The following is a 21873-nucleotide window of genomic DNA, read 5'->3' on the forward strand; positions in this document are numbered from 1 at the left end:
GTCAGGCAACTGCGGAGTTCACGGAAAGTCGAGCCGGTTGCCCCAGGATGGCGGCAGCGGCCAGGTGTCCACTCATGGTGGCTCCTTCCATCGAGTCGATGTAATCCTGGCGGGTATAGCTCCCGGCTAGGAAAAAATTGCTGATTGGTGTGCTCTGGTCAGGTCGGTAAGGCTCCATACCCGGCGCTTCTCTGTAGAGGGACTGAGCCAGCTTCACAACATTGCTCCAGGTGAGTGTGAGATTTCCAGCGGATGGGAACAGCTCTCGAACCTGACGATCAGTGTGCTCAACGATCTCTTTGACAGATTTCCGCATCCAGGGATCTCCAGGAGTCAGCACACACTGGAGCAGCGACCCTTCACCGTCTTTGCGGTAATCCTCAGGGCTCGCTAAAGCAAGATCCGCAAAACAACTGAAGTCAGCATCAGCGGTGTAAAGCAGGTTATTCAGCCCGGCTGGCTGACTCAGATCGCGACGACTGACACCATTGCTTTCACCGAGTTCTGTGACCCAGCCGTCGTAACGCAACTGAACAGTGGCAACCGGAACCGCTTCGAGATTGTGAATGGCCTCAAATTGCGGGAAACGGCGCCATTCATCTGGAAGCAAACGCTGGATACCAGGCACATCACAAGCAGCCAAATAGGCATCGGCAACAACATGCTGCTCGCCATCAGGGGTGCCCAGCTTCAGACCCGTCACTTCGGGGTGACTCCCCTCACTGAACTCGACCTGCTTCACAGGGTGGCGGAGGTGCAGCTTGCCTCCTCGCTGCTGGATGTAATCAAGAATTGGACCGGTCAGCCAACGATGGGGTGATCCTTTGAGCAGATTGAGCTTGGAAGCCTCGGTTTTGGCCGCAAACATCATGAAGATGGTCAGCATGCAACGGGCCGAAATCGTCTTGCAATCAATGAAACCAAGCGCGTAAGCGACGGGGTTCCACATCCTGCGGATGCTCTCCGGGCTGCCACCATGGCCCACGAACCAGTCATAAAAACTGACTGAATCCAGCGCTCGGATGGTGCGCATCGCTCCTTCGTAATCGACCAGGCCCCTAACAATCGGGCTGGTGCCAAGGGCTAGAGCATTGCGCAGCTTGTCAATCCAACCCAGCTGGGGGGTGGTGAAAAAGGCTTTAAGACCATTGAAAGGAGCACCGATCGGAAATCGGAAATCCAGTTCCCTCAGGTCTCCACCCTGATTCACAAACAGATGGGTGTGGTCCTTGGGAAGCAGATTGTCGAAAGCGCCCACCTTGCGCATCAGCGCGAACAGGTTCGCGTAATTGAAAAAGAAGACATGCAACCCCATCTCAATGTGGTTGCCATCAGGGTCCACCCAACTGCCCACCTTTCCACCCATGAAGGGACGAGCCTCGTAGAGATTCACCTCATGGCCTGCATCTACCAGATCCACAGCAGCGGAGAGGCCAGCCAGCCCAGAACCCACAATCGCGACCCGCACCGTCATGAGCACAACTGCGAGGACTCTATGAATTGATCAGGCTGAACTGCTTTAGGCAGAACAACAGAAGGATCCATAAAGTAAGTACAGGATCCAGTGCCAGTGCCTCCGATGTCCAGCATCGAAACCACAGCGGAGACTGCGATAGCCAGTCAGTCTCATACCGCAAGAGACGGGAAAGGCATCCTGATTACGGGGCCTGCCATGCAGCAGCTGGCAAGACTGTGCAGCGATCAAGGAAGCCAACAGGTTCTGAGGGTGGGCGTGCGCTCGGGAGGCTGCAGCGGCATGAGTTACACGATGGATTTCGTGCCTGGTGCAGACATTCAGGACGATGATGAGAGATATCAATACGAAGCACCTGATGGCGCCTGCTTCGAAGTGATCTGTGATCCCAAAAGCTTGCTCTACATCTATGGAATGCAGCTGGACTTCAGCACTGCGCTGATCGGTGGCGGCTTCAATTTCACCAACCCCAACGCCACTCAGACCTGCGGCTGCGGAAGCTCCTTCGCCGTTTGATCCTTCAGGGAGCAACAAGCTGCTGTGGGAATCTGAAGACACTGCCCGACCGATCAGCACTCCATGGAGTCCAGCCAGGAAAGTCTCTTCCAGCAGGCGATGAACCGTTACCAGCAAGGAGCTCCCGTGCAGGAGTTACTCGCTGATTTTGAGACCATCACCGCAGCGGCACCTCGCCAGTCAGCAGGCTGGACATGCCTGGCATGGCTGCAGTTGCTAAGTGACCAGTCCGATGAAGCTCTGCGTTCTGCGCGGATGGCGGTCAAGCTGAACAACCAGGATCCTCAGGCCCGCATCAATTTGTGTTTAGCGATGCTGGAAACCAAAGCCAAAGGAGTCAGAGATCAGATTGAAGTGATTCAGCAGGTGCTGGCACTTGCACCTGAAGTGGCTGTTGAGTTGAAGGAATCGATTGAAGACGGTCTCAAACGCCGACCGGAATGGCCGGCACTACTCAAGGTGAAGGCCTGGCTGGAGCTCTGAAGTGAGCCGACTGCTGCTGCTCAGCAACGGCCATGGGGAGGATCTGTCCGGTGCGCTGCTTGGGCAGGCACTTCAGTGCGAAGGCCATGCGGTGGACGCCCTTCCCCTTGTGGGCAAGGGACAGCCTTATCGAGATGCAGGCATCGCACTGATCGGGGGTACCCAAGAATTCAGCACAGGAGGCCTTGGGTACACCAGCTTGCGAGGTCGGCTGACCGAGCTGTTGCAGGGACAAGTCGTCTATCTGCTACGCCGCTTGCTGAGGTTGCTGCGTATCGCTAGGCGTTACGACCAAGTGGTCGTCATTGGAGATGTGATTCCAGTGATGGCCGCTTGGCTCAGCAGACGACCTGTCGCGACCTATCTCGTGGCGTACTCAAGTCACTATGAGGGGAGGTTACGGCTGCCCTGGCCATGTGCTGAATGCTTGCGTAGCCCCCGTTTTCAGGCCGTATTCAGCCGCGACCAGCTCAGTGCGGACGATCTGAGCTCCCAACTGCGCAAGCCCGTCACGTTTCTGGGAAATCCGTTTATGGATCCGATCCTTAGGGACGACAGACGCTTGCCACAGGCACGCCGACGACTGGGACTACTGCCAGGGAGCCGCCGGCCTGAACTGGAGCAGAACCTGGTTCTTCTGCTGGGAGTGGTTGAACAACTGCCGGCTGCGTTGCTGAGCAGCGGTGAACTGCAACTTGATCTGGCACTGGTGTCCTCTCTTTCCGACGCTGCACTGTCAGAACTGGTTGTCCCGATCGGCTGGAGCCTCAAGAGAGCCGACCAGGGGCAAACAATCCTGCTGCGTCAAGACACGCACCGAGTGCAGATCCACCGTGGAGGCTTCGGAGCAGTGCTTCACAGTTCCGATCTGCTGCTCTGCATGGCAGGAACAGCAGCAGAACAGGCCGTGGGTCTGGCCCGACCGGTCCTGCAGTTGGTGGGTCGAGGTCCTCAGTTCACCGCCGGATTTGCGGAAGCTCAGCGCCGCTTACTGGGTCCAACCGTGTTTTGTGTGGATGGCGAGGCGGGTGCACCAGCAACCCTGGAAAGCACAGCTGGATTAGCCCTCGAGCTTCTGGAGCGCAGCCAGCGAGATCAGCAGCTGAAGCGTCGCTGCCAGGAGGAAGCCTTGAACCGCCTTGGCAAGGCCGGCGGTGGCAGCAGGATGGCGGCATCGATTTCACAGTTGTTGCCGTTGTCCGAATGAGTGAGCCGAGCTCCGAACCCGCCTGGAAACGCTGGCTGGATCGCATCCTTGTTCTGAATGTCTTCCTGGTCATCGCTGGGGCTGGTTGGTTCGCTGTTGCAGTCATTGGAAGCAGTCAGGGCCTTGAAGCACCCATGCGATTGTTCATGCGCCTTTGGGAACCCCTTTTCACCCCAGCCATTGGCCTGCTGATGGGCGCAGCCGTACTCAGCGGTTGCTGGAGCTGGTGGCAACGTCGAGTGCAACGGGCAAGGTCGGACAGAGAAAGTTGAAGCCAAGGGCATCGAGTCGACTCGAACTCACAAACTGCCCCTCAAGAACAACCTTGGAGCCATCACCCAGCAGCAGCTGCAGCATGGGACCGGGCACGGCCAGCAGACTTGGTCTGCCGAGACAACGGCCAAGACTTCCAGCAAAGACAGCCATGGTCACAGGGTCGGGGGCCACGGCGTTGATCACCCCAGACCAGGAGTCTGTTTCCAGGGAGCTCTGAATGATCCGGCATAAATCGCCACGTTCAATCCAGCTCATCCATTGCTGACCAGAACCGATCGGGCCACCGAAGCCTGCGCGGAACACGGGCAGCATTTTGGCGAGAGCCCCTCCTTCTGATGACAAGACAATGCCGATTCGCAGCACGACGAGCCGAGTAGCTGCAGGCTTTTCAGCGGCAGCCTGCTCCCACTTCTGACAAAGACATGCAAGAAAATCCTGACCTACAGGACTGCTCTCCTCAAAGCGACCATCAAGACTGGTCCCGAAATAGCCAACAGCCGAAGCATTCACCAACACGGATGGAGGCTTGGCAAGCGTGGCTAATGCGCTCACAAGGTGACGAGTTGTACCCAGACGACTGGATTCCAATGTTTCAAGGTGCTGAACGGTCCAGCGCTGTTCTGCGATCGGTTCACCGGCGAGATTCACTACGCCGTCACTGGCGGCTAGCGCATCGTGCAGAAGCGTGGAAGGAGCCCAATTAGACGATTCAGCTGGATCCAGCTGAATCCACTCAAGACGACTTGCAATGTCAGCGGAGAAAGCTGCCGGAGAGGCACTGCGACTGACGATGGTGAGTTGATGGCCCGCGGCCTGCAGAACGGGAATTAGACCTCGGCCAACCAAGCCCGTGCATCCGATCAGCAGAAGGCGCATGGCAATGGCAGCGTCAGGTTTTCAAGGTTAGGAAGCGATCGAGGGATCAGTGTCTTCAACTGGCAGGGTGAGATTCATCTTGCGAGCCAAGGGCACTAGGGCAAAGCCCTGGATGAAGAGGCCAAAAAGCACCACGGCCAGAGCAAGAGAAGGCATGGAAACACCCCAGCTCACACCTGGCGTGGACCAGGCCTTGATGGCCATTGCGATGGGCACCGCGCCACGCAAACCTGCCCAGCACACAAAGATTCTTTCGCTATGGCTGAAGGGGGTGCGCCACAGAAGGATCTGCACCATCAGCAAACGCACGAGCTGCATCACCAAAAACAGCACGAAAGCGAGACCGGCGGCATGCACCACATCCTGAGGATTCACCACCAGCCCCATGCAGAGAAACAGCAGGAGCTCCGCCATTTTTGCGTAGCTGGAATGGGCTTCCTCTAAGCCGTTTTGGTCAAGGTCGGCACTGTTTCCAAGGACCAGCCCGGCCACATAGGCCGCGAGCAGTGGACTGCCACCCAGCAATGAAGTGCCACCGCTCAGCACCATCAGTAAGGCGAGGCTAACCACAGGCAACATCGACGTCTGGTTCAGCCCCAGGCGTGTTCCCAGCAACTGCACCGTGAGACTGCCGCCGAGGAAACCGATCAGAATCCCGAGCAGGAACTGACGCGTCAGATCCGTGACCAACAAGCCAGCGCCGACCCCCTCGCCACCGGCCAGTGCCAGAGCCAGTCCGGCAAGAACGACGGCAATGGGATCGTTAAAGCCCGACTCGCACTCGATCAGATCCGTGAGCGGCTTCGGCAGACGGCCCTGAAGCGGACGCAACAGAGCCAGAACAGCCGAAGCATCGGTGCTCGCGACCATGGCCCCAACGAAAAGACTGCGAGGGAGAAGAACGGAGACCGAGTCTGTTCCTTGCGCCAGACCAAAGCCGCAGACCACCAGAGTGATCAGCGCTGCGGTCATCAAGACTCCGATGGTGGCCAAACGAGCCGCCGGGCGAATCACACCACGCACCTGCTGCCAGTTCGTCGTGAGACCTCCGAAAAACAGCACCAGCACGAGTGCTGCTTCGGTGATCTGCTTGGCCTGGTCAACACTCAGCAGTGTGATTGCACGGCTGGCGGAAACATCCACGTGATTTTCAATCAGCAGACCGAGCAGCAGCACCATGAGGATTCCAGGAATCCTGACCCTGGCCGCCAGGTCATCCAGCAGGACTGCAACCAGCAGCAACCCACCGAATGCAACCAGATAAAGCGAGAGACCGTTGTCCAAACCGACTGCAGAAGTGGTCATGAAGGGTTCTAGCCTGACCGGCGAATAACGACCCGTAATGGCAGAGACAGAGTCGAGCCCTGCACCAGCTGCCAAGCCCCCCGCGCCCCTGAAGAAGGGAGCGTTGGTGCGGGTCAACCGAAAGGCCTATGCCGGCAGCGTGGAAGCCGGAGCTAGCGATCCTTATCCACCGGCGTACATCTTTGATGGTCCGGGCGAACTGTTGGTGGTGAAGGGCGATTACGGACAGGTGCGTTGGCGGCGGCCGGTCCCAGATGTTTGGTTGCGCATCGATCAGCTGGAACCGTTCGCCTGAGGATTGAGCGACTTCTCAACACTGGTGACCGCATCGGGAACCGACTGAATAGCCTCAGGAAGTCTCCAAATGGCGCCACCAAGAACTGCTGAAAGCGATTCAAGGCTCACAAGAATGGGATGCTGCCCATGCCGGGCGACTGCAACGGAAGCCACAGAGGCAGCAGACCAAGGATTCCAGCCTGCAAGCAACACCACACTGCGATAAGCGCTGGGCCAGGGAGTTTCAGGATGGGAGTTCTCCAGGAGCTCAAAGTGGTGAGCGGCCTCCATAGGCCGATTGGTCAGGACAGCCAGCAGAGCCAGCGTCCAGCGAGCAGAGTCATCGGATGGATCCTGCTGAAGGCGTTCAAGAGCCGCGCGCCGCAGCGGTTCTCGATAGCTGAAATGGCCGTCAATCATGTGCTCGATCGCCACGCTGCTGAAGACAGGATCAAGACCTGCAGGCCCTTTCGCCAGTCCTGCCGCAAGCGGGGGAAACCGCTGTTCGAAACCAACGGGAGACTCTGCATCGATCCGTCGCGTCCAGAGGGAGTAACTGCCTCCCTCTGGACGAGGAAACACCTCCACCTCCTTAAAGACCCCGCTTTCACGCACGGCCTGATCGACGAAACTGGCAGATTTACGGACCGACCCCTGGTCACCTTCAGCAAGCAAGACCCAGTGGGCATGGTCCAAAACAGGCCGGATGTGATCAGTGCTGCCGCCGAGCTGGCGACCCACCAAGCGGCCCCCGTTACGGCGGCCGTAAAAACTCACATTATGCTGATTGAGATCCGGGGTGCTGGGAACAACGATCAACGTGGTTGGCTCAGCGACAGGATCAGCGCCACCTGCTCTCTCAACGATCGCTTGAAGCGGAAAACGATTGCGCGGTCTCAGACGTGCGGACTGGGCAGTCCAAGCCGGTGCAACCGCGACCAGTGCTCCCGCCGTGAGAGCCAATCCTGGCAGCCAGGCTGATCGGGCGGGCCAGCGTTGACGGATCCATAGCCCCCATTGCCACCAGCCTCGGCTGAGCAATAACAGCAACGGGGGTAACAAAGGGGCGATGTAACGAGAGTCCTTGTTTGGACTGAAATTTGTAAAAACCCAACCCAGCAAAAGGGTGCCTACCAACCAACGCCAAGCTGCCTTGCAATCGAGCGCATTGGAGTTCGCTTCGCTTTCAGCCCAGAAGCGCATCAAGAGCAACAACAGCCCGGCAATCCCAATGCAGAGCATGACTAGACCAATTTGCTCAGGTAAGTGACGCAAATACCACAACCAACCCTCCACGCTGAAAACGCCAGGATCTCCCTCGATCGCTGCGGACTCAATCACGGCCCGATTCGTGCCCCCAAGGGTCGTGATCCAGTTGTGCCGAAGCCAGGGGAACACTGAAACCAAAACCAAGATCAATCCCACCAGCGCCTGCAGTCGCCGGCCTCGCCCAATGCGCTGGGCTGCAATGAGCGACCAGCCCAGCGCAGGCAGCAACACCAGAAGAGCGCTCTGTTTCACAAGCAGTGACAACGCCACAGCGAAAGCTGCGAGCAGAGCCTGCCACCAGTGACCTCCACCGCGTGGACTCCACCAGGCTCCCAACCGCCAAAGCGCCAACGTGACTAAAGCGGTCAAGGGCAGTTCCAGTACGTAGTCAGTCCTGAGTTCCAACAACATCGGTGCCAGAGCAACCGCCGCAGTTGCCAGCAAGGCGAATCCCCTGGCTGACCCTCTCGAGCGCAGGAGCTGGAGTGCCCAACCGGCACTGGAGAACAGCAGTAGCGCATTCCAGAGGCTCAGCGTCCACGCGGCCTGAGAAGGAGCATCGCCAGCCACGGCCATCACCGTGCCGTTCACCAAGGACGCCAAAGGCGGGATCTTGGGCGAGAGGTCCAAAAGCGCATTCCACCCTTGCCAACCGCCTCCGGCCATGACTCCGAGAGCCCGACCATGGTCAAGCGCGCTGTTGAGGTAATCCGCCTGATCCCAAGACGGCAAGCCAGCGTGGTGGCCCCACCACAGACGATCAGCAACGGTGGACACCACCCAGATCAGGATCAGCCAAAGACGGAACGGCCCAGCACCCATCAACCAATCTCCAGCCTGCGCCGTTCCTGCTGAAGACGCTGGCGCCGTTGACGAGCCTCCCGCAGCATCTCCCGACCGTCATGGAGATAGCTGTCGACGTAACCCATCGTGTAACGCTCCAGCTCCGCCACGGCATCCTCCACCTGAGAGAGGCAGTGATAAAGGCTTAAGCCAAAGCCACGAGCTGATGGCGGAGTCGGCAACGATTGAAACAGGTTCTTGACCTTGTCCAAGCGGTTTCGACTCTGTTCCAGATAGGTGCAAAACGCGTCCATCAGATCATCGTCATAAGGATCAGCCGAAAGAGCTTTCAGTTCTGCAGAAAAAGGATTAATCACCTGACCGAGCAGACGGTCGATCGGGGCATAGACCTTCTGAAGCCAAGTGGCCAGTGCCTGGTCTTCGCTGGCTCCCTGGCCTGCTGCACGTCGTGCCGCCTGACTGGCTCGGGCGTTGCGGGCACCGCGGGCCCGAGCCTCATCACGGGCTGACTCTGAATATCCGAACTCGCGATCAAAGCTGCGCCTGGTCTCGGGATCCCCGATTTGCTCCCAGGCGGCGTTGAGCGCCAGGATTCGCTCGTCATCGCCTCCTGCATCGGGATGGTGCTGCTTCACCAGGCGGCGATAGGCAGCTTTGAGCTCAGCCTGGGTGGCGCTCGATGTCACCTCAAGAACTGCATAGGGATCCTGGTGGTGATCCGAACGATTGGAGAACGCAGAGCTCAAAGCTGACCATCCCGACGCGCCGGCAGAACGGCAGCAGCACTGAACATCGGCGTGGAGAGATATCGCTCACCGAAGCTGGCAAGAATCACCACGATTCGGCGACCGGCCATCGCTGGACGCTGTCCCAGCTTCAACGCTGCTGCAACGGCCGCTCCGCTGCTCACTCCGCAGAGCAATCCTTCTTCCCTCGCGAGACGCCGGCCCAATTCCATCGCCTCTTCATCGGTCACGGCGATGACCTCATCAATGAGTTCCTGCTCCAGCACCGGAGGAACAAAACCGGCACCGATGCCTTGAATACGGTGCGGACCCGCCTCTCCACCCGACAGCACCGGACTGGCAGCAGGCTCCACCGCAATCACTTGAAGATCCTTCTGCAGTCCTCGCAGCACGCGGGCACAACCAGTGATGGTTCCTCCCGTTCCCACCCCGGCCACCAGGGCATCCAGTCGTCCTTCGGTGTCCTGCCAGATTTCCTTTGCAGTAGACACTGCATGAACGGAGGGATTGGCAGGGTTATCGAACTGCTGCAGCAGATAGGCACCTGGAATCTCTTGCACCAGCTCCCTGGCGAGAGCGATCGCGCCTTGCATTCCTTCATTCCCTGGGGTGAGCTGCAATTCCGCGCCATAGGCACGCAGCATGGATCTGCGCTCCGTGCTCATCGTGTCGGGCATTGTGAGAATGAGCCGATAACCTCGCGCTGCAGCAACCATCGCCAGAGCGATGCCAGTGTTGCCGCTGGTGGGTTCCACCAAGACAGTGCTGCCAGCCACGATTGTGCCGTTCTGCTCTGCGGCTTCCACCATCGCCCCAGCGATGCGGTCTTTCACCGAGGCTGTGGGATTAAAACTCTCGAGCTTGGCAATGATCTCGGCCTGGCAACCGAAGGCCTGAGGAAGACGATTGAGCCGCACCAAAGGCGTACGACCCACCAACGCTGTGATGTCAGGAGCGATCGGCATGTGGGTCGGGTGACTGGTGCTGCGACAACAAATCCATCCAACCATCGGAGCAAACTTCACGGACCTGCATCACAGTCGGCGGCACCCCTCCAATGAAGGGATTGATGTGTGATGGGTCTCAAGGATGCAGCACATCTGACAAGCCAGGACTTAAAAAAAAGCCCCCTGATTCAGGGGGCTTTGCTGAAACTGGGAGCTGCTGAGCTCGGATCAGAAGCGGAAGGAGGTCTTCACCAGACCACCGAACTGATTGAAGCTCTCATTCTGGGTGGCTGAGCCCAGGGGGCGGCTCAGATAGAAGAGGGCTGGAGTCACAGAGATGTTGTCGGTGACCTGGAACTGATACCAGAATTCCCAGGCGTACTGACCATCGCGCGCCAGTTGTTCTTCAGCATCGGAAGAAGAGATTCCTAGAACGTTGTTGCCGGAGAGATCAATTCCGGTCACGAACGCCTGCTGACCAACAGCCATGCCGGCGTTGTTGCCTTTCAGGAAGACATCGCTCCACTGCAGACCCACATACCAGGACTGCGAGGTAGCGGAATCAAAGTCGTATCCGAATAGTCCGCTATCGGTAGAACCGGTCGTGGAGCTGAGGCCCCAGCCGGTGCTAATGGAGGGAATGAAGCCCGAATCTTCAGGCTGCCACCAGGCGCTCAGTCCGACATTGTTGCTGTTGCCAAGCAAGCCGACATAGGTCGCCAAAGGAGTCGCCGTTGACTCATAGACGGTTCCCCAGTTCTTGGAGCTGTAGGTGTATGCCGCGGCGATACCCCAGCTGGAATCGGCATACGCCAGTTGAACTGTGCCCGTTCCGGACGCACCGTCGGTGGCGATGCCTCCCTTTTTGGGATTGCCCTCAGAGCCGTTTGTGGACACGTAGTTGGCACTGATGCTGAAACCGTCGTTGCTCCACCAGACGCCAGCACCAGAACCGAGATTCAAGCTGTAGGCACCGGGAGCACCTGCATAGGTGAAGTAATCAAGGATGGTGTCTGAGGGGTACGCACTCGGCCAGACGGCGAGCATGTCGTCCTGACGAACCTTGCCGCCTGCTGTGACGGTGAAAGAGCTACCCAGAGGGAACTGGTAGAAGATGCGGTCGATGTTGAGGCCATCACCCTCCTCAAACGCCACTTCCAGGCCTGATGCCGTCGAGTAGGTCCCACCGAAAGGAGTTGGAATGCCTGTCGAAGCTCCGAATCCGAAGGCACTCGTGTCGAAGTTGCCTGCCCTCAGACGCGTGCGCAGCAGATCCTTGCCAGTGAAACTGGTATCAAAATCGATCTTGATGTCGTAGTTGAAGGTGACCGCACCGAGATTGGCGTTGGCCAGGTCCGCCATATTTCGGGGATTTAAACGCTCAACAACCTTGCCGTCGGCGTCTCTGACATCCAAATCGTCGTCACGTCCGAACTGACCGCGAACCTTGGCGTCACCGCCGTAGCTGTTGGCGCCGATCACGAAGGTGGTGTTCCCCTTCATCTTGGTGGTGGTGGAGAACTGGGTTGCTTCCAGTTCGCCAACGCGAGCTTCCAGACCGTCAACGCGGCCCTTCACGATCGCGAGTTCCTTTTCGAACTCTTTCATCAGACGCTTGAGCTCGTCGGTCACTTCAGTGACGCGGTCGAGACAGGCGTTCAACAGTGCAGCCGCTTCAAAGCGGGTCATCGCACGGTTGCCGCGGTAGGTGCCGTTGGGATAACCAGCAACACAGCCGTAGCGCTCGATCAGGTTGCTGAGTGCCTGATAAGCCCAGTCGGTCGGGTAGACGTCTGAGAATTGGGTGATGCTGGTGACCTGATCCACAGCAGCCGTGCCATGAGACACGGAGGCGTAGTCGGAAACACCGGCAACATTGACTTCAGTCGCGCCAGCAGCCATCGGAGCCAGTAGGCCCAGAGCAGCAGGAGCAACCAGCAGTTGCTTGAACAATTTCATGGGGATGGGTCCTCACACAGAACCGGCGCTTGTATAAAACGCCACATGTAACGTGGCTGATTCGGCAGGCCAACGAGCTACGCGCTGTGACAGCGAAGCGCCTGACGTGTATCGATCAACACTAAATTCAGCAATTTGTGTAAGAACGGCAACCAAACTTGTTGACCATGCGCCCATCCCGGCAATGGCGCAAACGATAAAACTGCTTCAAAACGATGCCCCCGACCGGAAACCGATCGGGGGCTCTCGCCGGGTCCGCTCTGGCGCGGAACCGATTGATCACTCAAAGGAAGAGGCCGTCAGCCGGCATTCTCCGCGATCAGCAGACCCTGAATTAAAGAACTGGAACTCATGGACACCTCCTCCTGAAGGATTGTGAACGCCGGCGACGCATTCGAAATCAAGCGTCGCTCCGAAAAGCGAAACCCAAGATCACGTCACTGCATCCTGTACTTCAGGACCATACTCAGATTTATCGGCCTTGTGGAGTAGCCGTGGGTCCCACCCCCATGCCATCCAAGCTTCCCTGGCGGATCCTGTTCGCTCTGTGGATTGGCGCAGCAGTTCTTTCCGTTATCGGCCTGGGCGATGTGCCCTTGAGGGACTTTGATGAAGCCACCGTGGCGAGAGTGGCGCTCGAACTTCACCAAGGGCAAGGGGAAGCTCCTCTTTTGCCAACTCTCTGGGGGGATCCCTATCTCAATAAAGCGCCAGGACTGCATCTGATTATCTCAACGATGATCGGCATCAACCCATCTTCAGGACTGCCTGATGAATGGACGATCCGAATAGCGCCAGCACTGCTGTCCACGCTCGTTATACCGCTGGGCGGACTACTGCAGTGGACGCTTCGACCTGGAGAGCGATCAAGCACCATTTGCACGAGCGCCATTTTGATGACGCTTCTGCCGGTCGCTCGCCATGGACGAATGGCCATGCTCGACGGCACTCAGCTCACCGTCATGGCGGTGCTTTGGCTGGGACTGATGCAACTGACCTCGACGCATCAACCGCGTCGAGCAGGCCTGCTGACTGGATTGGCCGCAAGCGGGATGCTGCTGCTGAAAGCCCCCTTACTGGTACCCGCCGCCGCCGCAGGAGCTGTGGCCATTGTCTGGGGGAAGGAATGGAGGACTTGGCAACTGCCACAAGCATGCTTTGGCATTGCAGTGGGGTTGCTACCAGGTCTTGCATGGCATGGATGGCATGCCCTGGTTCGCGGCCAGTCTGCACTGTGGCTCTGGGCGGGTGATGGCGCAGGACGCGTTCTTCTGGACGCCGGCGAGGGAAGTGACCTGGGTTGGCGAGTGCCGTTGATCGAAATGCTGGAAGGAGGCTGGCCATGGCTCGCTCTCTTTCCAATTGCGCTGCTCTGGGCCTGGCAGCTCAAAACCACGCGCTGGGGACGATGGTGCCTGAGCCTTCTGGTCGTTCTGAGTTCATCGATCCTGCCTCTACGCACTCAGCTGCCCTGGTACAGCCACCCTCTCTGGCTCCCGGTTGCCCTGCTCTGCGCTCCGCTGTTGGCCTGGATCGTGGACCGGAAGGCCTCTCCGGAAACGCCTCTACTGATGCGAGGTCTGCTGAGCCAGGTCCCACGGTTCTGGGCTCTGATCGGCCTCATTCTGCTAATCCTTCTTGGAGTCTCCATCACCCCGCTCGGATCAGCGTTCAGCGCCTATCAGGGGCCGGCCGCAGCTCTCGGATTGGGCTGGAGCGCCGGTGGGTGCTTCCTGATGACTAAAAGCATTGGGCAAAGACGACTGGGCGCCTTAAGCCTTGTGTGCGGAAACTTGGGGGCTCTTGCCCTGATCTTCAGCTCACCGATCTGGCACTGGGAACTCAATGAAACATGGCCCGTTCAACCGATTGCTGAGCTGACAAGACAGGGGCGTGGACAGCCGATCACGATCGTTGGGCACGACGAAAGACCCAGCCTGAATTGGTACGCGGAGCAGAGAATTCCCCGCAATGGTTCAAACAAGGGGCTGCGGCTGAGCGACAACCAGCAAGATCATTGTGAAGTCGTGGCCAGGCACCAAAAGTGGGCTTTGAGCGATTGCGATAACATGCTTTCAGAAGATTAAAGACGTGTCCTTCACAATTGATTCAGACAATAACGAGACTCAAGGCTTATCGATCATTCTGCCGACATTTAATGAGGCTGGGTCCATCGAGACAATGGTGTCCTCACTTCTCGAACTCACCAATCAATATCAAATTGAAATTTTAATTGTTGACGATGATTCCCAAGATGGAACGGCAGATCTTGTTCGAAAACTGGCGAGGCAGGATTCACGAATCAAGCTAATTCAACGCGTGGGGCGTTCTGGCCTGGCAAGCGCCATTAAGGAAGGGCTCATTGCTGCCATTTATCCGTTTGCCATTGCCATGGACAGTGACGGACAACATGAACCGTCCTCCGTCATGGCAGCCGTTCGACAGCTGCATGCAGGCGCTGAACTTGTGATTGGCAGCCGCTTTCTTGTTAACTCTGAAATCCGAGGCCTCAGCAACCGACGCACAAACGGTTCCACGGTGGCGAACCGGTTAGCACGGTGGAGCCTCCATCAAAACTACAACCAACTCACTGACTACATGAGTGGCTTTATGGCCTTGGAGCTCAACAGCTGCCTGCACCTCGTACGGAAGGTAGATGTGAACGGATTCAAATTTCTCTATGAGCTTTTAGCAATCAGCAAAGGAAAACTAAAAACCACCGAGATCCCACTTCGCTTTCAGCCGCGACTTCACGGTGATTCAAAATTGGACTATGCCATTCTCTGGGATTTCATAGTTTCCCTTCTCCACGCCGCCTCATTCCACATCCTCCCAAGAAGAGCAATCAGCTTTGGACTCGTAGGAACTTCTGGAGTTGCGGTGCAACTGATCATGACTTCTTTGCTCATGACCTTTGGGCTTAGCTTTCAGCAAGCAATACCTCTGGCGGTAGTCACTGCTGCTAGCTCTAACTATCTAGTCAACAACATTTTAACATTTAGGGACCGGCGCCAGCATGGACTAAAGCTTTTACAAGGTCTTCTGAAATTCTTACTCGTCGCATCTCTTCCTTCGCTGGCAAATATTGGCTTAGCAACGGGATTTTATACATTGATCCAAGCCAATGCTGTTTTTGCGCAGCTCGCAGGAATCATCGTTGTTTACATCTGGAACTACGCCGCATCATCTCGATTTGTATGGAATACCCCTTAAACCGAATCTTCCATGCCATCAAAAGCTCTTATTAGCCAAAAACAAACTTCACAGTCTGCAGGAATTTGGATTCCAGTTTTACTGGGCATCTTTCTTCGTTCCATTCAATTGTGGATGCCGATAGTTGGAATTCATAGCTGGCGGCAAGCAGACACAGCCGCGATGGCAAGAAACTTTTATTTATCAAATACTCCGATTTGGCTGCCACAGATTGACTGGGGAGGAGCATCAGCAGGTTTTGTTGAATCAGAATTCCCGCTGTTCCCATTCCTAACCAGCCAGCTTTATCTACTCTTCGGTCTTCACGAGTGGCTCGGGCGAAGTTTGTCCGTGATTTTCAGCGGGCTCACCATATGGCTTGTCATTCGCCTTGGCAGGCGTTGGTTCAATCCAATCGCTGGCTGGTGGGGAGGGATCGCAATGGCTGTCGCCCCACTCGGGGTGTACTACGGACGTAGCTTTCAAGCAGAGGCACTTCTTCTGTTCTGTGCCGCTGCTGCACTCGAAAGCCATAGCTTGTGGCGCAGTCAAAAATCAAAATGGGCGCTGATTTTAAGCTGGGTGTTTTTCACAACAGCTGCTTTGCTCAAAGTCATACCGTTGCTTTGGCTTGGGCTTCCATTGCTGCTGGTAGAGGTCACACAGTCACGACAAACCCAGTCTGAATCGCGACGAAAACTGGCTCAAAGGTGTCTGGACCTACTGCGAAATCCAGGATTCTGGATTTATTCAGGAACATCAGTCGCAGTCGTTGCTGGTTGGTACTTACACGCCTACCAACTTGGAGCAAGCAGTGGCTTGAGCTTCGGCTTCTGGGGTGCTGGCACCGACCGCGGTGCCCTTAGCCTTGTTTTGGATGGAAACAGCTGGCTGAACCTCACACTGCGAGTCGCACTGCGACTGCTTGTTGTGGTTTGGATTCCTTTGCTGATCCTGGGAATCCACCGCAGTTGGAAAACGGGGGGAGGACAAATTGCCCTTGGCGGCCTGGCGGGAATGCTGTTGTGCACGATCGCCACCATGCGAGCAAGCACCATTCATGAGTATTACCAGCTGCCGGTTCTGTTGTTCACTTCACCCCTAATCGGACTGGGATGGCAAATTTTTCAACAGCATGGTGCACGCTGGCAATCACGAGCGCTGCTCTGCCTTGGTCTTGTCGTGAGCCTGACCGTACTGTCGGTGGATTATTGGGCTGTCGAGCAACGCCAGAGCAGAGCCTGGATGCCCCTCGCCTTGACCATACGCCGTGATCTACCTGCCGATTCACGATTAGTCAGCGTGACAAGCACCGATCCAACCTTGCTGAATCTGGCTCGGAGCCAGGGATGGCTGATTACCAGTGAACAATTGAGCTCCGAACGCATCAAGCAATTACGAGATGCAGGGGCCACCCATCTGGCCGGCAGCTTCATCTGGGACACCACCTATCAACCCATGCCGGAAAACCAACAAGACATGTTGCGCGAGCTGGCCGCATCCAGCCCCGGAGCCTGGGTGGACAAGCGCAGCCAGACCTATCTGATTCCCATCGATGAACGGCCTTCAAACCCGGACTAGAAGCAATCGATCTCAGGTGGGGAGCACTCCACCGCTGCTAATCGTACTAAGCGGGGGGATTGGGCTGATCTTCTGGTGCACCTCGGCCATCCGCCACGGTTTACTCCAAAGCAATGCCTATGACCTTGGTCTGTTCGACCAGTGGGCCTGGCTGATCGGGACTGGAGCAAACCCGATCTCTTCCATGGAACAGGTGCATGTGCTCGCTGATCACGGCGCCTGGATGCTGTACGCCGCTGGTTGGGCCTACCAACTGCTACCCAGCGTGCAGTGGCTCCTTGCAAGTCAGGCACTGGCCCTGAGCTGCACAGCAATTCCAATCTGGTGGTTGTCTCGTCAAGCTGAATTGAGTTGGCGGCAGTGCTGGTTGATCTGTGGCCTGTGGTGGCTGCAACCAGTAGTTTTCAACGTCGTACTTTTCGACTTTCATCCAGAAACCTGGGCGATGCCTGCTTTTGCAATGGCGCTTTGGGCCGAAAGAGCTCAACGCCCGCGCCTTTGGTTCCTACTGCTGGTGCTGATGCTTGGCTGCAGGGATGGCCTGGTGTTGATCACAGCAGGGATGGCCCTCAATCTGGCCTTGCGACGCCGGTGGCGATGGAGTCTTGTGGCTGGGAGTCTCAGCCTGGGATGGCTGTTGATGCTTAGCCGCTGGCTCTATCCGCTGTTACGCAACGGAGAGGGGCCAAAAGCCGCTGCTCAAATGTTCGGGCATTTGAGCGCAGACCCACTGTTGATTTTGAAGAGCCTCGATTGGGCAGGAGGGATCGAATACCTCGTCTTGCTTTGCTTGCCATGCATCTGGCTATGGCGACGGGCATCCCTATCCACACTGCTGATCGGACTCCCTTTGGTCCTGGTCAACTTGCTCTCGGCTTCAAGCACCTATCGCACGCTGGTGCATCACTACAGCCTGCCTCTAGCCGTACTGGCTGTGGTGGGATCCATTGATGGCCTGTGCCATCAACACCGCCTTCGTTCAGTCTTCCCCTGGACCCTTTGCTGGGCTGTGGCCTGCTGGCTTGCCTTGGCGAAACCCTGGTTTTTCACAGGACCCTATCTGCAACGACTGCCCCAACTCACCGATGTCAGAGAAGCCATCGCAATGGTGAAGCCGAATGACGCCGTGATCACAACCAGTTATCTAGTACCGCAATTAAGTCATAGGACTGCCGTGGCTTTCCCCAAAAAAGCATTCAACAAAGATCTCACCACCATGGGCTGGACTTTGCTTCTGCTCAATCCAAACGATCCTGGTTGGGGTTCAACCAGCAAGTTGCAAAAACAACTTCTCAGCCAAGCGAGAGACAAGAGTTGGGTTTGCCACCAGTGGGCTTCTGGTTGGTCTCTGTGCCGAGATCCTGATGCTGAAGAACGACGACTCCCAGCTGGCAATACACCAACCGATAGGAGCCCGATTCAATGAGCTCCGACAATTTTGTTCGGATACTGCGCTGCCGCTCCCGTTCCAGGTTGAACACTGGTGCCAACTGTTTGTAGTAACCAGGGAATGCCACCACCCAGTCCACAAAATGCGTCTGACCCGCCCTATCGCGATATTGAACGTGATTCGGAAAGCGAATCAACTTTTCACGCTCAGCTAACAAGGGCAAGAGAGGTGTATCAGCCGAAACGCTGACATTGCTTGGAACCAAAGCAACCGCTGCCAGAGCTGCATGACGACGCTCGAGCATCTGGCTCGGAGGAACATGAATCCATGGTGAGAAACTATCAGGGATGAAAGCAGAGAGGCTGCGGTGGGGATTGGCGAGAATCGTGAGCACTAAACCGAGCGAAATTGCAGCAGTCCAAGAACGTCGTATCCATAACCGCGACCAACCCATTGGGTGCTGCTGCCACCAGAGCACGGCACCCAAATAAAGGCCAGGAACCAAAGCGAGCACGTAGCGCAATGTGACCGAAAGTGCTGATCGTCCCTGAGAAAGCAACGCAATCAACAGGGGAGCAGCCATCAGCAGCAGGGCATCCACCGAGAAGATTGGAACGAAAAGGAGTGGCAGGCTCAAAGCCAGTACAAAGCCAAGCGTCTCCCCAGGCGGCGAAATGAGTGCTTCTAACAACGCAAGGGGGCGACGCAACATCGCCAAAAGAACAGAAACCGTTCCTCCCGATGGATCATCCACCAAATGACCAAACTTTTCCTGAAGGAAGCGGTCTGAAAGGGAGGAATCCACCATCGGCTGAATCCAACCGGTGACCAGTAGAACCCATGCAAATGAAATCAGCATCAAACCAGCCCCGATCCGGCGAGCACCGGGCTGGCGGATGAGGGCCCAAAGCCCAAGAGAAAACAACAGCAAGCCACTGTCCTCACGGACAAGAAGGAGAAGAGCCCCATAGAGAGTCACCCGCCAAACACAACTCTCCAGCAGCGCTCCCACTACAAGAAAACCCAGTAGAGGCAACCAAATCAAGTCATGAAAATTCTCTAGAGCTGGGCCTAGCACCGCACCACTGAGAAAGTAAGCAGCTGTGATCCGCTCGGCGAGTACACGAGGTAAACGTGCATCGGCCAACCGCCACAGCACCAGCCCAGCCGCGGTGAGCGCAGTGACCTGGATGAGAGGAAGCGCCCATTTGCCGATTAGAGCAACTAGTGGAGATCCAAAGAGGGTGAGCACATTGGCGTGCTGGCCTAAATGCAGATAATCAATCCTTGGCAGTTCCTCTCCAAGTGCCACTGCTGCCGAAAGCACCGATGAAAGACTGCTTTCGAAGGGCCTGCCTTGAGCTGTTGACCAAAGCTCCTGTAAAAACAAAGCCTGGTCATAAGAAGCACTTAGAGTTTCGAGCCTCCAAATCTGAATGGCCAGACAAACCAGAAAAAACCCTCCCGCCATGACCATCACTGAGCCTGGCAAGCGCCACCGATCTGAAGCACTACCTGCCGTTGGTTCGCTCATGCAGCAAGAGATTGATCTTGAAGCACGCTAAGAAAGACCAGGATCACACTTCAACAGATTGCTGCTCTGAGCCGCTCAGTAGAACATGAGTTCTCAGCAACAACAGCAAAAGGGATGCATACAGGACGAGCTCGCCCCATTCCTGATCACGGTTGTAGATCGTTTCTGAGAACGAGCCTGTCGCAACGCAAAAAGTAATACCGGCCGCAAACAGAAATAAAGGCCAGGTGTTTTACACCGCAGGCAATAATGACATCACAAGCTCGCGACGATCGAGGGAGGATTGTCGCAATGCAATTCAGCAGATTAGTGGCGCCAAAACCACCACCGCCTGAATGACCACCGCAACCGATTCACACAAATATCTTTCCACAAAGATCGAACGACGATTCAGGACCAAAGCGACTATTCAAGGAAAGTGCAAGAACTAAACCTTACGGCAGACACGAATATAATCATTAGGCTGACTACAATTCATCCCTAACAGCTCCGCCTTCCCAAGAATTTGGTTCATCTGCAAGCCTATCTCAGTCCTTCTTACTTTCTTGAGCTTGCCACTGACATTAATGAGAGCATTTTCACTTGGCAAAATTACTACATCGAAAGGCCAGTTGCTGTCATAAGTATCTTTTTCAATCTGAGATATGCGTTTACGCCCTGCAAGATGAACCGCATAGCTGGCAGTGGTTAGAACACTTTCACCAGAGCCAATTCCTGCCACAACTGACTGAAACGCGCGCGCTTCTGGCAACCTTGGGAAATATCTAGTTTGATAATATACTGTTCGAGAATAGCCAAGGAAAGCAGCCAAAGAAAGAATCAATGTAATAATCAATAGATTCTTCCGAACCTGAGTAGCTTTAACTGAAATCGATGGCAATGAATCAATGCACCCTGCAATCAAGAAAGCCAAAATAGCAACAGAATAATGATGATTCAACTCACGATGAATTCCTGAGCCTGAAATGATATTTGTGAAATAAACAGGAGTAGCCCCAAGCAAACACGCTAAGGCCGGCTTACGCAAAAGAGCAAGAAAAGGGAGCGAAAGACCTAAGCTATATAACAAAATATCCGAAGGAGATGCAACGCTAAAAACAATCCACGGCCGCGACAGCAGAGTCGTCAACATTTCGATCTTAGTATCACCCAGATACTCCAAACGAATGGCGACATGATCGCCACCAGCCGACGAAAAATGAGTAGCCAAAAACCACCAAATCAGTGAAATCAAAAATGTAATCAGGCCTCTTCTGTATTTGCCTCTAGCAAAGCAGTAAAAGCACAAACCGATGCCAAACAGTGCTTGTGCATTCTTAGCAAACAGTGTAACTATGAGGCAAAAATAATAACGAAACCTTCGATTCTTAGTGGCTTCAAAAATAGCCACAACCATCAGGGGAACAGTTAAAACATCAGGATGGAAGTCTCCTCTATTAACAAGGAAGCTATACGGAGAAAGTACAATCGCGCAGACCAAAGCCCAAATCAATGTTGCGTTGACTCGCCGACTAACAGCCAGACAAGAGGCAACAGCCGGAAGCGATCCCAAGGCAATTGATTGCAATCCGATCAGGGTATAGGTAGAAGGGAACAGCTTATAAATGAAACCAATTGGAAGAAGAAGAAGAGAGAAATGATCTTGCAATGGTGCAATATTTCGCAAGCTACTGATCGTCCATATCTGACCCTCACCGATCAGCCAACTAAATTGCTCAAAAAGTCCAATATCCCAAACCTGAGTACCAAATAAATAATGTTGAAAAGCAGCCGAAGTGAAGAGAACACTTCCATACGCGATTGATACGATCAAAGCCGCGCGCTGGATTGAAATACCTTTCTCCTTACTAAGAGAGCTCATTCCACCTCGCGCTATTCATGAGATTTTTTGAGATGCCAACATAATAAGGGATGACTCCACTGACGAAGTCATTTGCTGCACTCACTGAGCGTTCAAACCAGTAGAGCGAAACCGAACCAAAGAATCAAACCAAAGAGTCGAATACAACACTCTCAGCAAAAACAAGCAAAAATCTTG

17 protein-coding genes and 1 pseudogene are annotated in these 21873 nt (G+C 55.6%); 9 read left to right on the plus strand and 9 right to left on the minus strand.

From position 1 onward, the window contains the following. Position 1: 1 nt before the first annotated feature. Positions 2 to 1468, minus strand: coding sequence for a 9,9'-di-cis-zeta-carotene desaturase (gene zds, locus SynBIOSU31_RS13020; RefSeq protein ID WP_186493079.1), 1467 nt, complete (start codon positions 1466 to 1468; stop codon positions 2 to 4). Positions 1469 to 1579: 111 nt separating this feature from the next. On the opposite strand from zds, the gene SynBIOSU31_RS13025 reads away from it, so the two are divergent. The 4 genes from SynBIOSU31_RS13025 to SynBIOSU31_RS13040 all read left to right on the plus strand — a co-directional run bounded on the left by SynBIOSU31_RS13025 (position 1580) and on the right by SynBIOSU31_RS13040 (position 3952). Next, positions 1580 to 1990 carry a HesB/IscA family protein gene (locus tag SynBIOSU31_RS13025; RefSeq protein ID WP_186490673.1) on the plus strand — a complete coding sequence of 137 codons (411 nt, stop codon included), beginning with the start codon at positions 1580 to 1582 and terminating at the stop codon, positions 1988 to 1990. 63 nt (positions 1991 to 2053) lie between these two features. Beyond that, a complete protein-coding gene (locus SynBIOSU31_RS13030) occupies positions 2054 to 2473 on the plus strand; it encodes a hypothetical protein (protein ID WP_186490675.1) in 420 nt (139 codons plus the stop codon). A 1-nt stretch (position 2474) separates the two neighbouring features. Continuing rightward, on the plus strand, positions 2475 to 3680 hold the full coding sequence (locus tag SynBIOSU31_RS13035; protein ID WP_186490676.1) for a lipid-A-disaccharide synthase-related protein: 1206 nt from the start codon (positions 2475 to 2477) through the stop codon (positions 3678 to 3680). Further along, positions 3677 to 3952, plus strand: coding sequence for a hypothetical protein (locus tag SynBIOSU31_RS13040; RefSeq protein ID WP_186490678.1), 276 nt, complete (start codon positions 3677 to 3679; stop codon positions 3950 to 3952). The genes SynBIOSU31_RS13035 and SynBIOSU31_RS13040 overlap by 4 nt, the downstream gene beginning before the upstream one ends. Here the strand turns inward: SynBIOSU31_RS13040 and SynBIOSU31_RS13045 are convergent. Further along, complete coding sequence (locus SynBIOSU31_RS13045; RefSeq protein ID WP_186490680.1) at positions 3888 to 4832, minus strand: TIGR01777 family oxidoreductase; 945 nt, start codon at positions 4830 to 4832, stop codon at positions 3888 to 3890. The two genes, SynBIOSU31_RS13040 and SynBIOSU31_RS13045, sit on opposite strands and share 65 nt — an antisense overlap. A 27-nt stretch (positions 4833 to 4859) precedes the next feature. Beyond that, the gene (locus SynBIOSU31_RS13050; protein WP_255477251.1) at positions 4860 to 6137 is read right to left on the minus strand and encodes a cation:proton antiporter domain-containing protein; all 1278 of its coding nucleotides are present in this window, start codon (positions 6135 to 6137) and stop codon (positions 4860 to 4862) included. Positions 6138 to 6174: 37 nt separating this feature from the next. Here SynBIOSU31_RS13050 and ndhO point away from each other — a divergent pair, with 37 nt between their 5' ends. After that, a complete protein-coding gene (ndhO, locus tag SynBIOSU31_RS13055) occupies positions 6175 to 6432 on the plus strand; it encodes an NAD(P)H-quinone oxidoreductase subunit O (protein ID WP_186490682.1) in 258 nt (85 codons plus the stop codon). Here ndhO and SynBIOSU31_RS13060 read toward each other — a convergent pair. The 4 genes from SynBIOSU31_RS13060 to SynBIOSU31_RS13075 all read right to left on the minus strand — a co-directional run bounded on the left by SynBIOSU31_RS13060 (position 6411) and on the right by SynBIOSU31_RS13075 (position 12138). Continuing rightward, complete coding sequence (locus SynBIOSU31_RS13060; protein ID WP_186490684.1) at positions 6411 to 8504, minus strand: phospholipid carrier-dependent glycosyltransferase; 2094 nt, start codon at positions 8502 to 8504, stop codon at positions 6411 to 6413. The genes ndhO and SynBIOSU31_RS13060 overlap by 22 nt on opposite strands. Next, positions 8504 to 9232 carry a J domain-containing protein gene (locus SynBIOSU31_RS13065; RefSeq protein WP_186490686.1) on the minus strand — a complete coding sequence of 243 codons (729 nt, stop codon included), beginning with the start codon at positions 9230 to 9232 and terminating at the stop codon, positions 8504 to 8506. Before SynBIOSU31_RS13065 ends, SynBIOSU31_RS13060 begins: the two co-directional genes overlap by 1 nt. After that, positions 9229 to 10197 carry a cysteine synthase A gene (cysK, locus tag SynBIOSU31_RS13070; RefSeq protein WP_186490688.1) on the minus strand — a complete coding sequence of 323 codons (969 nt, stop codon included), beginning with the start codon at positions 10195 to 10197 and terminating at the stop codon, positions 9229 to 9231. Before cysK ends, SynBIOSU31_RS13065 begins: the two co-directional genes overlap by 4 nt. A gap of 210 nt (positions 10198 to 10407) precedes the next feature. Beyond that, positions 10408 to 12138 carry an iron uptake porin gene (locus SynBIOSU31_RS13075; RefSeq protein WP_186490690.1) on the minus strand — a complete coding sequence of 577 codons (1731 nt, stop codon included), beginning with the start codon at positions 12136 to 12138 and terminating at the stop codon, positions 10408 to 10410. A 509-nt stretch (positions 12139 to 12647) separates the two neighbouring features. On the opposite strand from SynBIOSU31_RS13075, the gene SynBIOSU31_RS13080 reads away from it, so the two are divergent. The 4 genes from SynBIOSU31_RS13080 (at position 12648) to SynBIOSU31_RS13095 (ending at position 18337) form a co-directional block, all read left to right on the plus strand. After that, a complete protein-coding gene (locus SynBIOSU31_RS13080) occupies positions 12648 to 14225 on the plus strand; it encodes an ArnT family glycosyltransferase (RefSeq protein WP_186490692.1) in 1578 nt (525 codons plus the stop codon). 4 nt (positions 14226 to 14229) lie between these two features. After that, positions 14230 to 15351: a glycosyltransferase gene (locus SynBIOSU31_RS13085; protein WP_255477252.1), complete on the plus strand. Its 1122-nt coding sequence runs from the start codon at positions 14230 to 14232 to the stop codon at positions 15349 to 15351. Positions 15352 to 15513: 162 nt separating this feature from the next. Continuing rightward, positions 15514 to 16911 (plus strand): ArnT family glycosyltransferase, encoded by a 1398-nt coding sequence (locus SynBIOSU31_RS13090; protein ID WP_255477253.1) that lies wholly within the window; start codon positions 15514 to 15516, stop codon positions 16909 to 16911. Next, on the plus strand, positions 16886 to 18337 hold the full coding sequence (locus SynBIOSU31_RS13095) for a DUF2079 domain-containing protein (protein WP_186490694.1): 1452 nt from the start codon (positions 16886 to 16888) through the stop codon (positions 18335 to 18337). The genes SynBIOSU31_RS13090 and SynBIOSU31_RS13095 overlap by 26 nt, the downstream gene beginning before the upstream one ends. A gap of 7 nt (positions 18338 to 18344) precedes the next feature. On the opposite strand, the pseudogene SynBIOSU31_RS13100 reads toward SynBIOSU31_RS13095, so the two are convergent. Together SynBIOSU31_RS13100 and SynBIOSU31_RS13105 are read right to left on the minus strand one after the other, a co-directional pair. Further along, positions 18345 to 19835, minus strand: a pseudogene (locus tag SynBIOSU31_RS13100) (DUF2079 domain-containing protein); the annotation flags it as partial. A gap of 427 nt (positions 19836 to 20262) precedes the next feature. Then, positions 20263 to 21696, minus strand: coding sequence for a DUF2079 domain-containing protein (locus SynBIOSU31_RS13105; RefSeq protein ID WP_186490696.1), 1434 nt, complete (start codon positions 21694 to 21696; stop codon positions 20263 to 20265). Positions 21697 to 21873 lie beyond the last annotated feature (177 nt).

The sequence above is a fragment of the Synechococcus sp. BIOS-U3-1 genome (assembly GCF_014279975.1).
Lineage (GTDB): Bacteria > Cyanobacteriota > Cyanobacteriia > PCC-6307 > Cyanobiaceae > Synechococcus_C.

Excerpts from the sequence above, each read along its gene's own strand:
- SynBIOSU31_RS13025 (WP_186490673.1), top strand. The coding sequence starts at position 1,580 with ATGTCCAGCATCGAAACCACAGCGGAGACTGCGATAGCCAGTCAGTCT.
- SynBIOSU31_RS13030 (WP_186490675.1), top strand. The coding sequence starts at position 2,054 with ATGGAGTCCAGCCAGGAAAGTCTCTTCCAGCAGGCGATGAACCGTTAC.
- SynBIOSU31_RS13040 (WP_186490678.1), top strand. The coding sequence starts at position 3,677 with ATGAGTGAGCCGAGCTCCGAACCCGCCTGGAAACGCTGGCTGGATCGC.
- SynBIOSU31_RS13045 (WP_186490680.1), bottom strand. The coding sequence starts at position 4,832 with ATGCGCCTTCTGCTGATCGGATGCACGGGCTTGGTTGGCCGAGGTCTA.
- SynBIOSU31_RS13050 (WP_255477251.1), bottom strand. The coding sequence starts at position 6,137 with ATGACCACTTCTGCAGTCGGTTTGGACAACGGTCTCTCGCTTTATCTG.
- ndhO (WP_186490682.1), top strand. The coding sequence starts at position 6,175 with ATGGCAGAGACAGAGTCGAGCCCTGCACCAGCTGCCAAGCCCCCCGCG.
- SynBIOSU31_RS13060 (WP_186490684.1), bottom strand. The coding sequence starts at position 8,504 with ATGGGTGCTGGGCCGTTCCGTCTTTGGCTGATCCTGATCTGGGTGGTG.
- cysK (WP_186490688.1), bottom strand. The coding sequence starts at position 10,197 with ATGCCGATCGCTCCTGACATCACAGCGTTGGTGGGTCGTACGCCTTTG.
- SynBIOSU31_RS13075 (WP_186490690.1), bottom strand. The coding sequence starts at position 12,138 with ATGAAATTGTTCAAGCAACTGCTGGTTGCTCCTGCTGCTCTGGGCCTA.
- SynBIOSU31_RS13080 (WP_186490692.1), top strand. The coding sequence starts at position 12,648 with ATGCCATCCAAGCTTCCCTGGCGGATCCTGTTCGCTCTGTGGATTGGC.
- SynBIOSU31_RS13090 (WP_255477253.1), top strand. The coding sequence starts at position 15,514 with ATGGCAAGAAACTTTTATTTATCAAATACTCCGATTTGGCTGCCACAG.
- SynBIOSU31_RS13095 (WP_186490694.1), top strand. The coding sequence starts at position 16,886 with ATGAACGGCCTTCAAACCCGGACTAGAAGCAATCGATCTCAGGTGGGG.
- SynBIOSU31_RS13105 (WP_186490696.1), bottom strand. The coding sequence starts at position 21,696 with ATGAGCTCTCTTAGTAAGGAGAAAGGTATTTCAATCCAGCGCGCGGCT.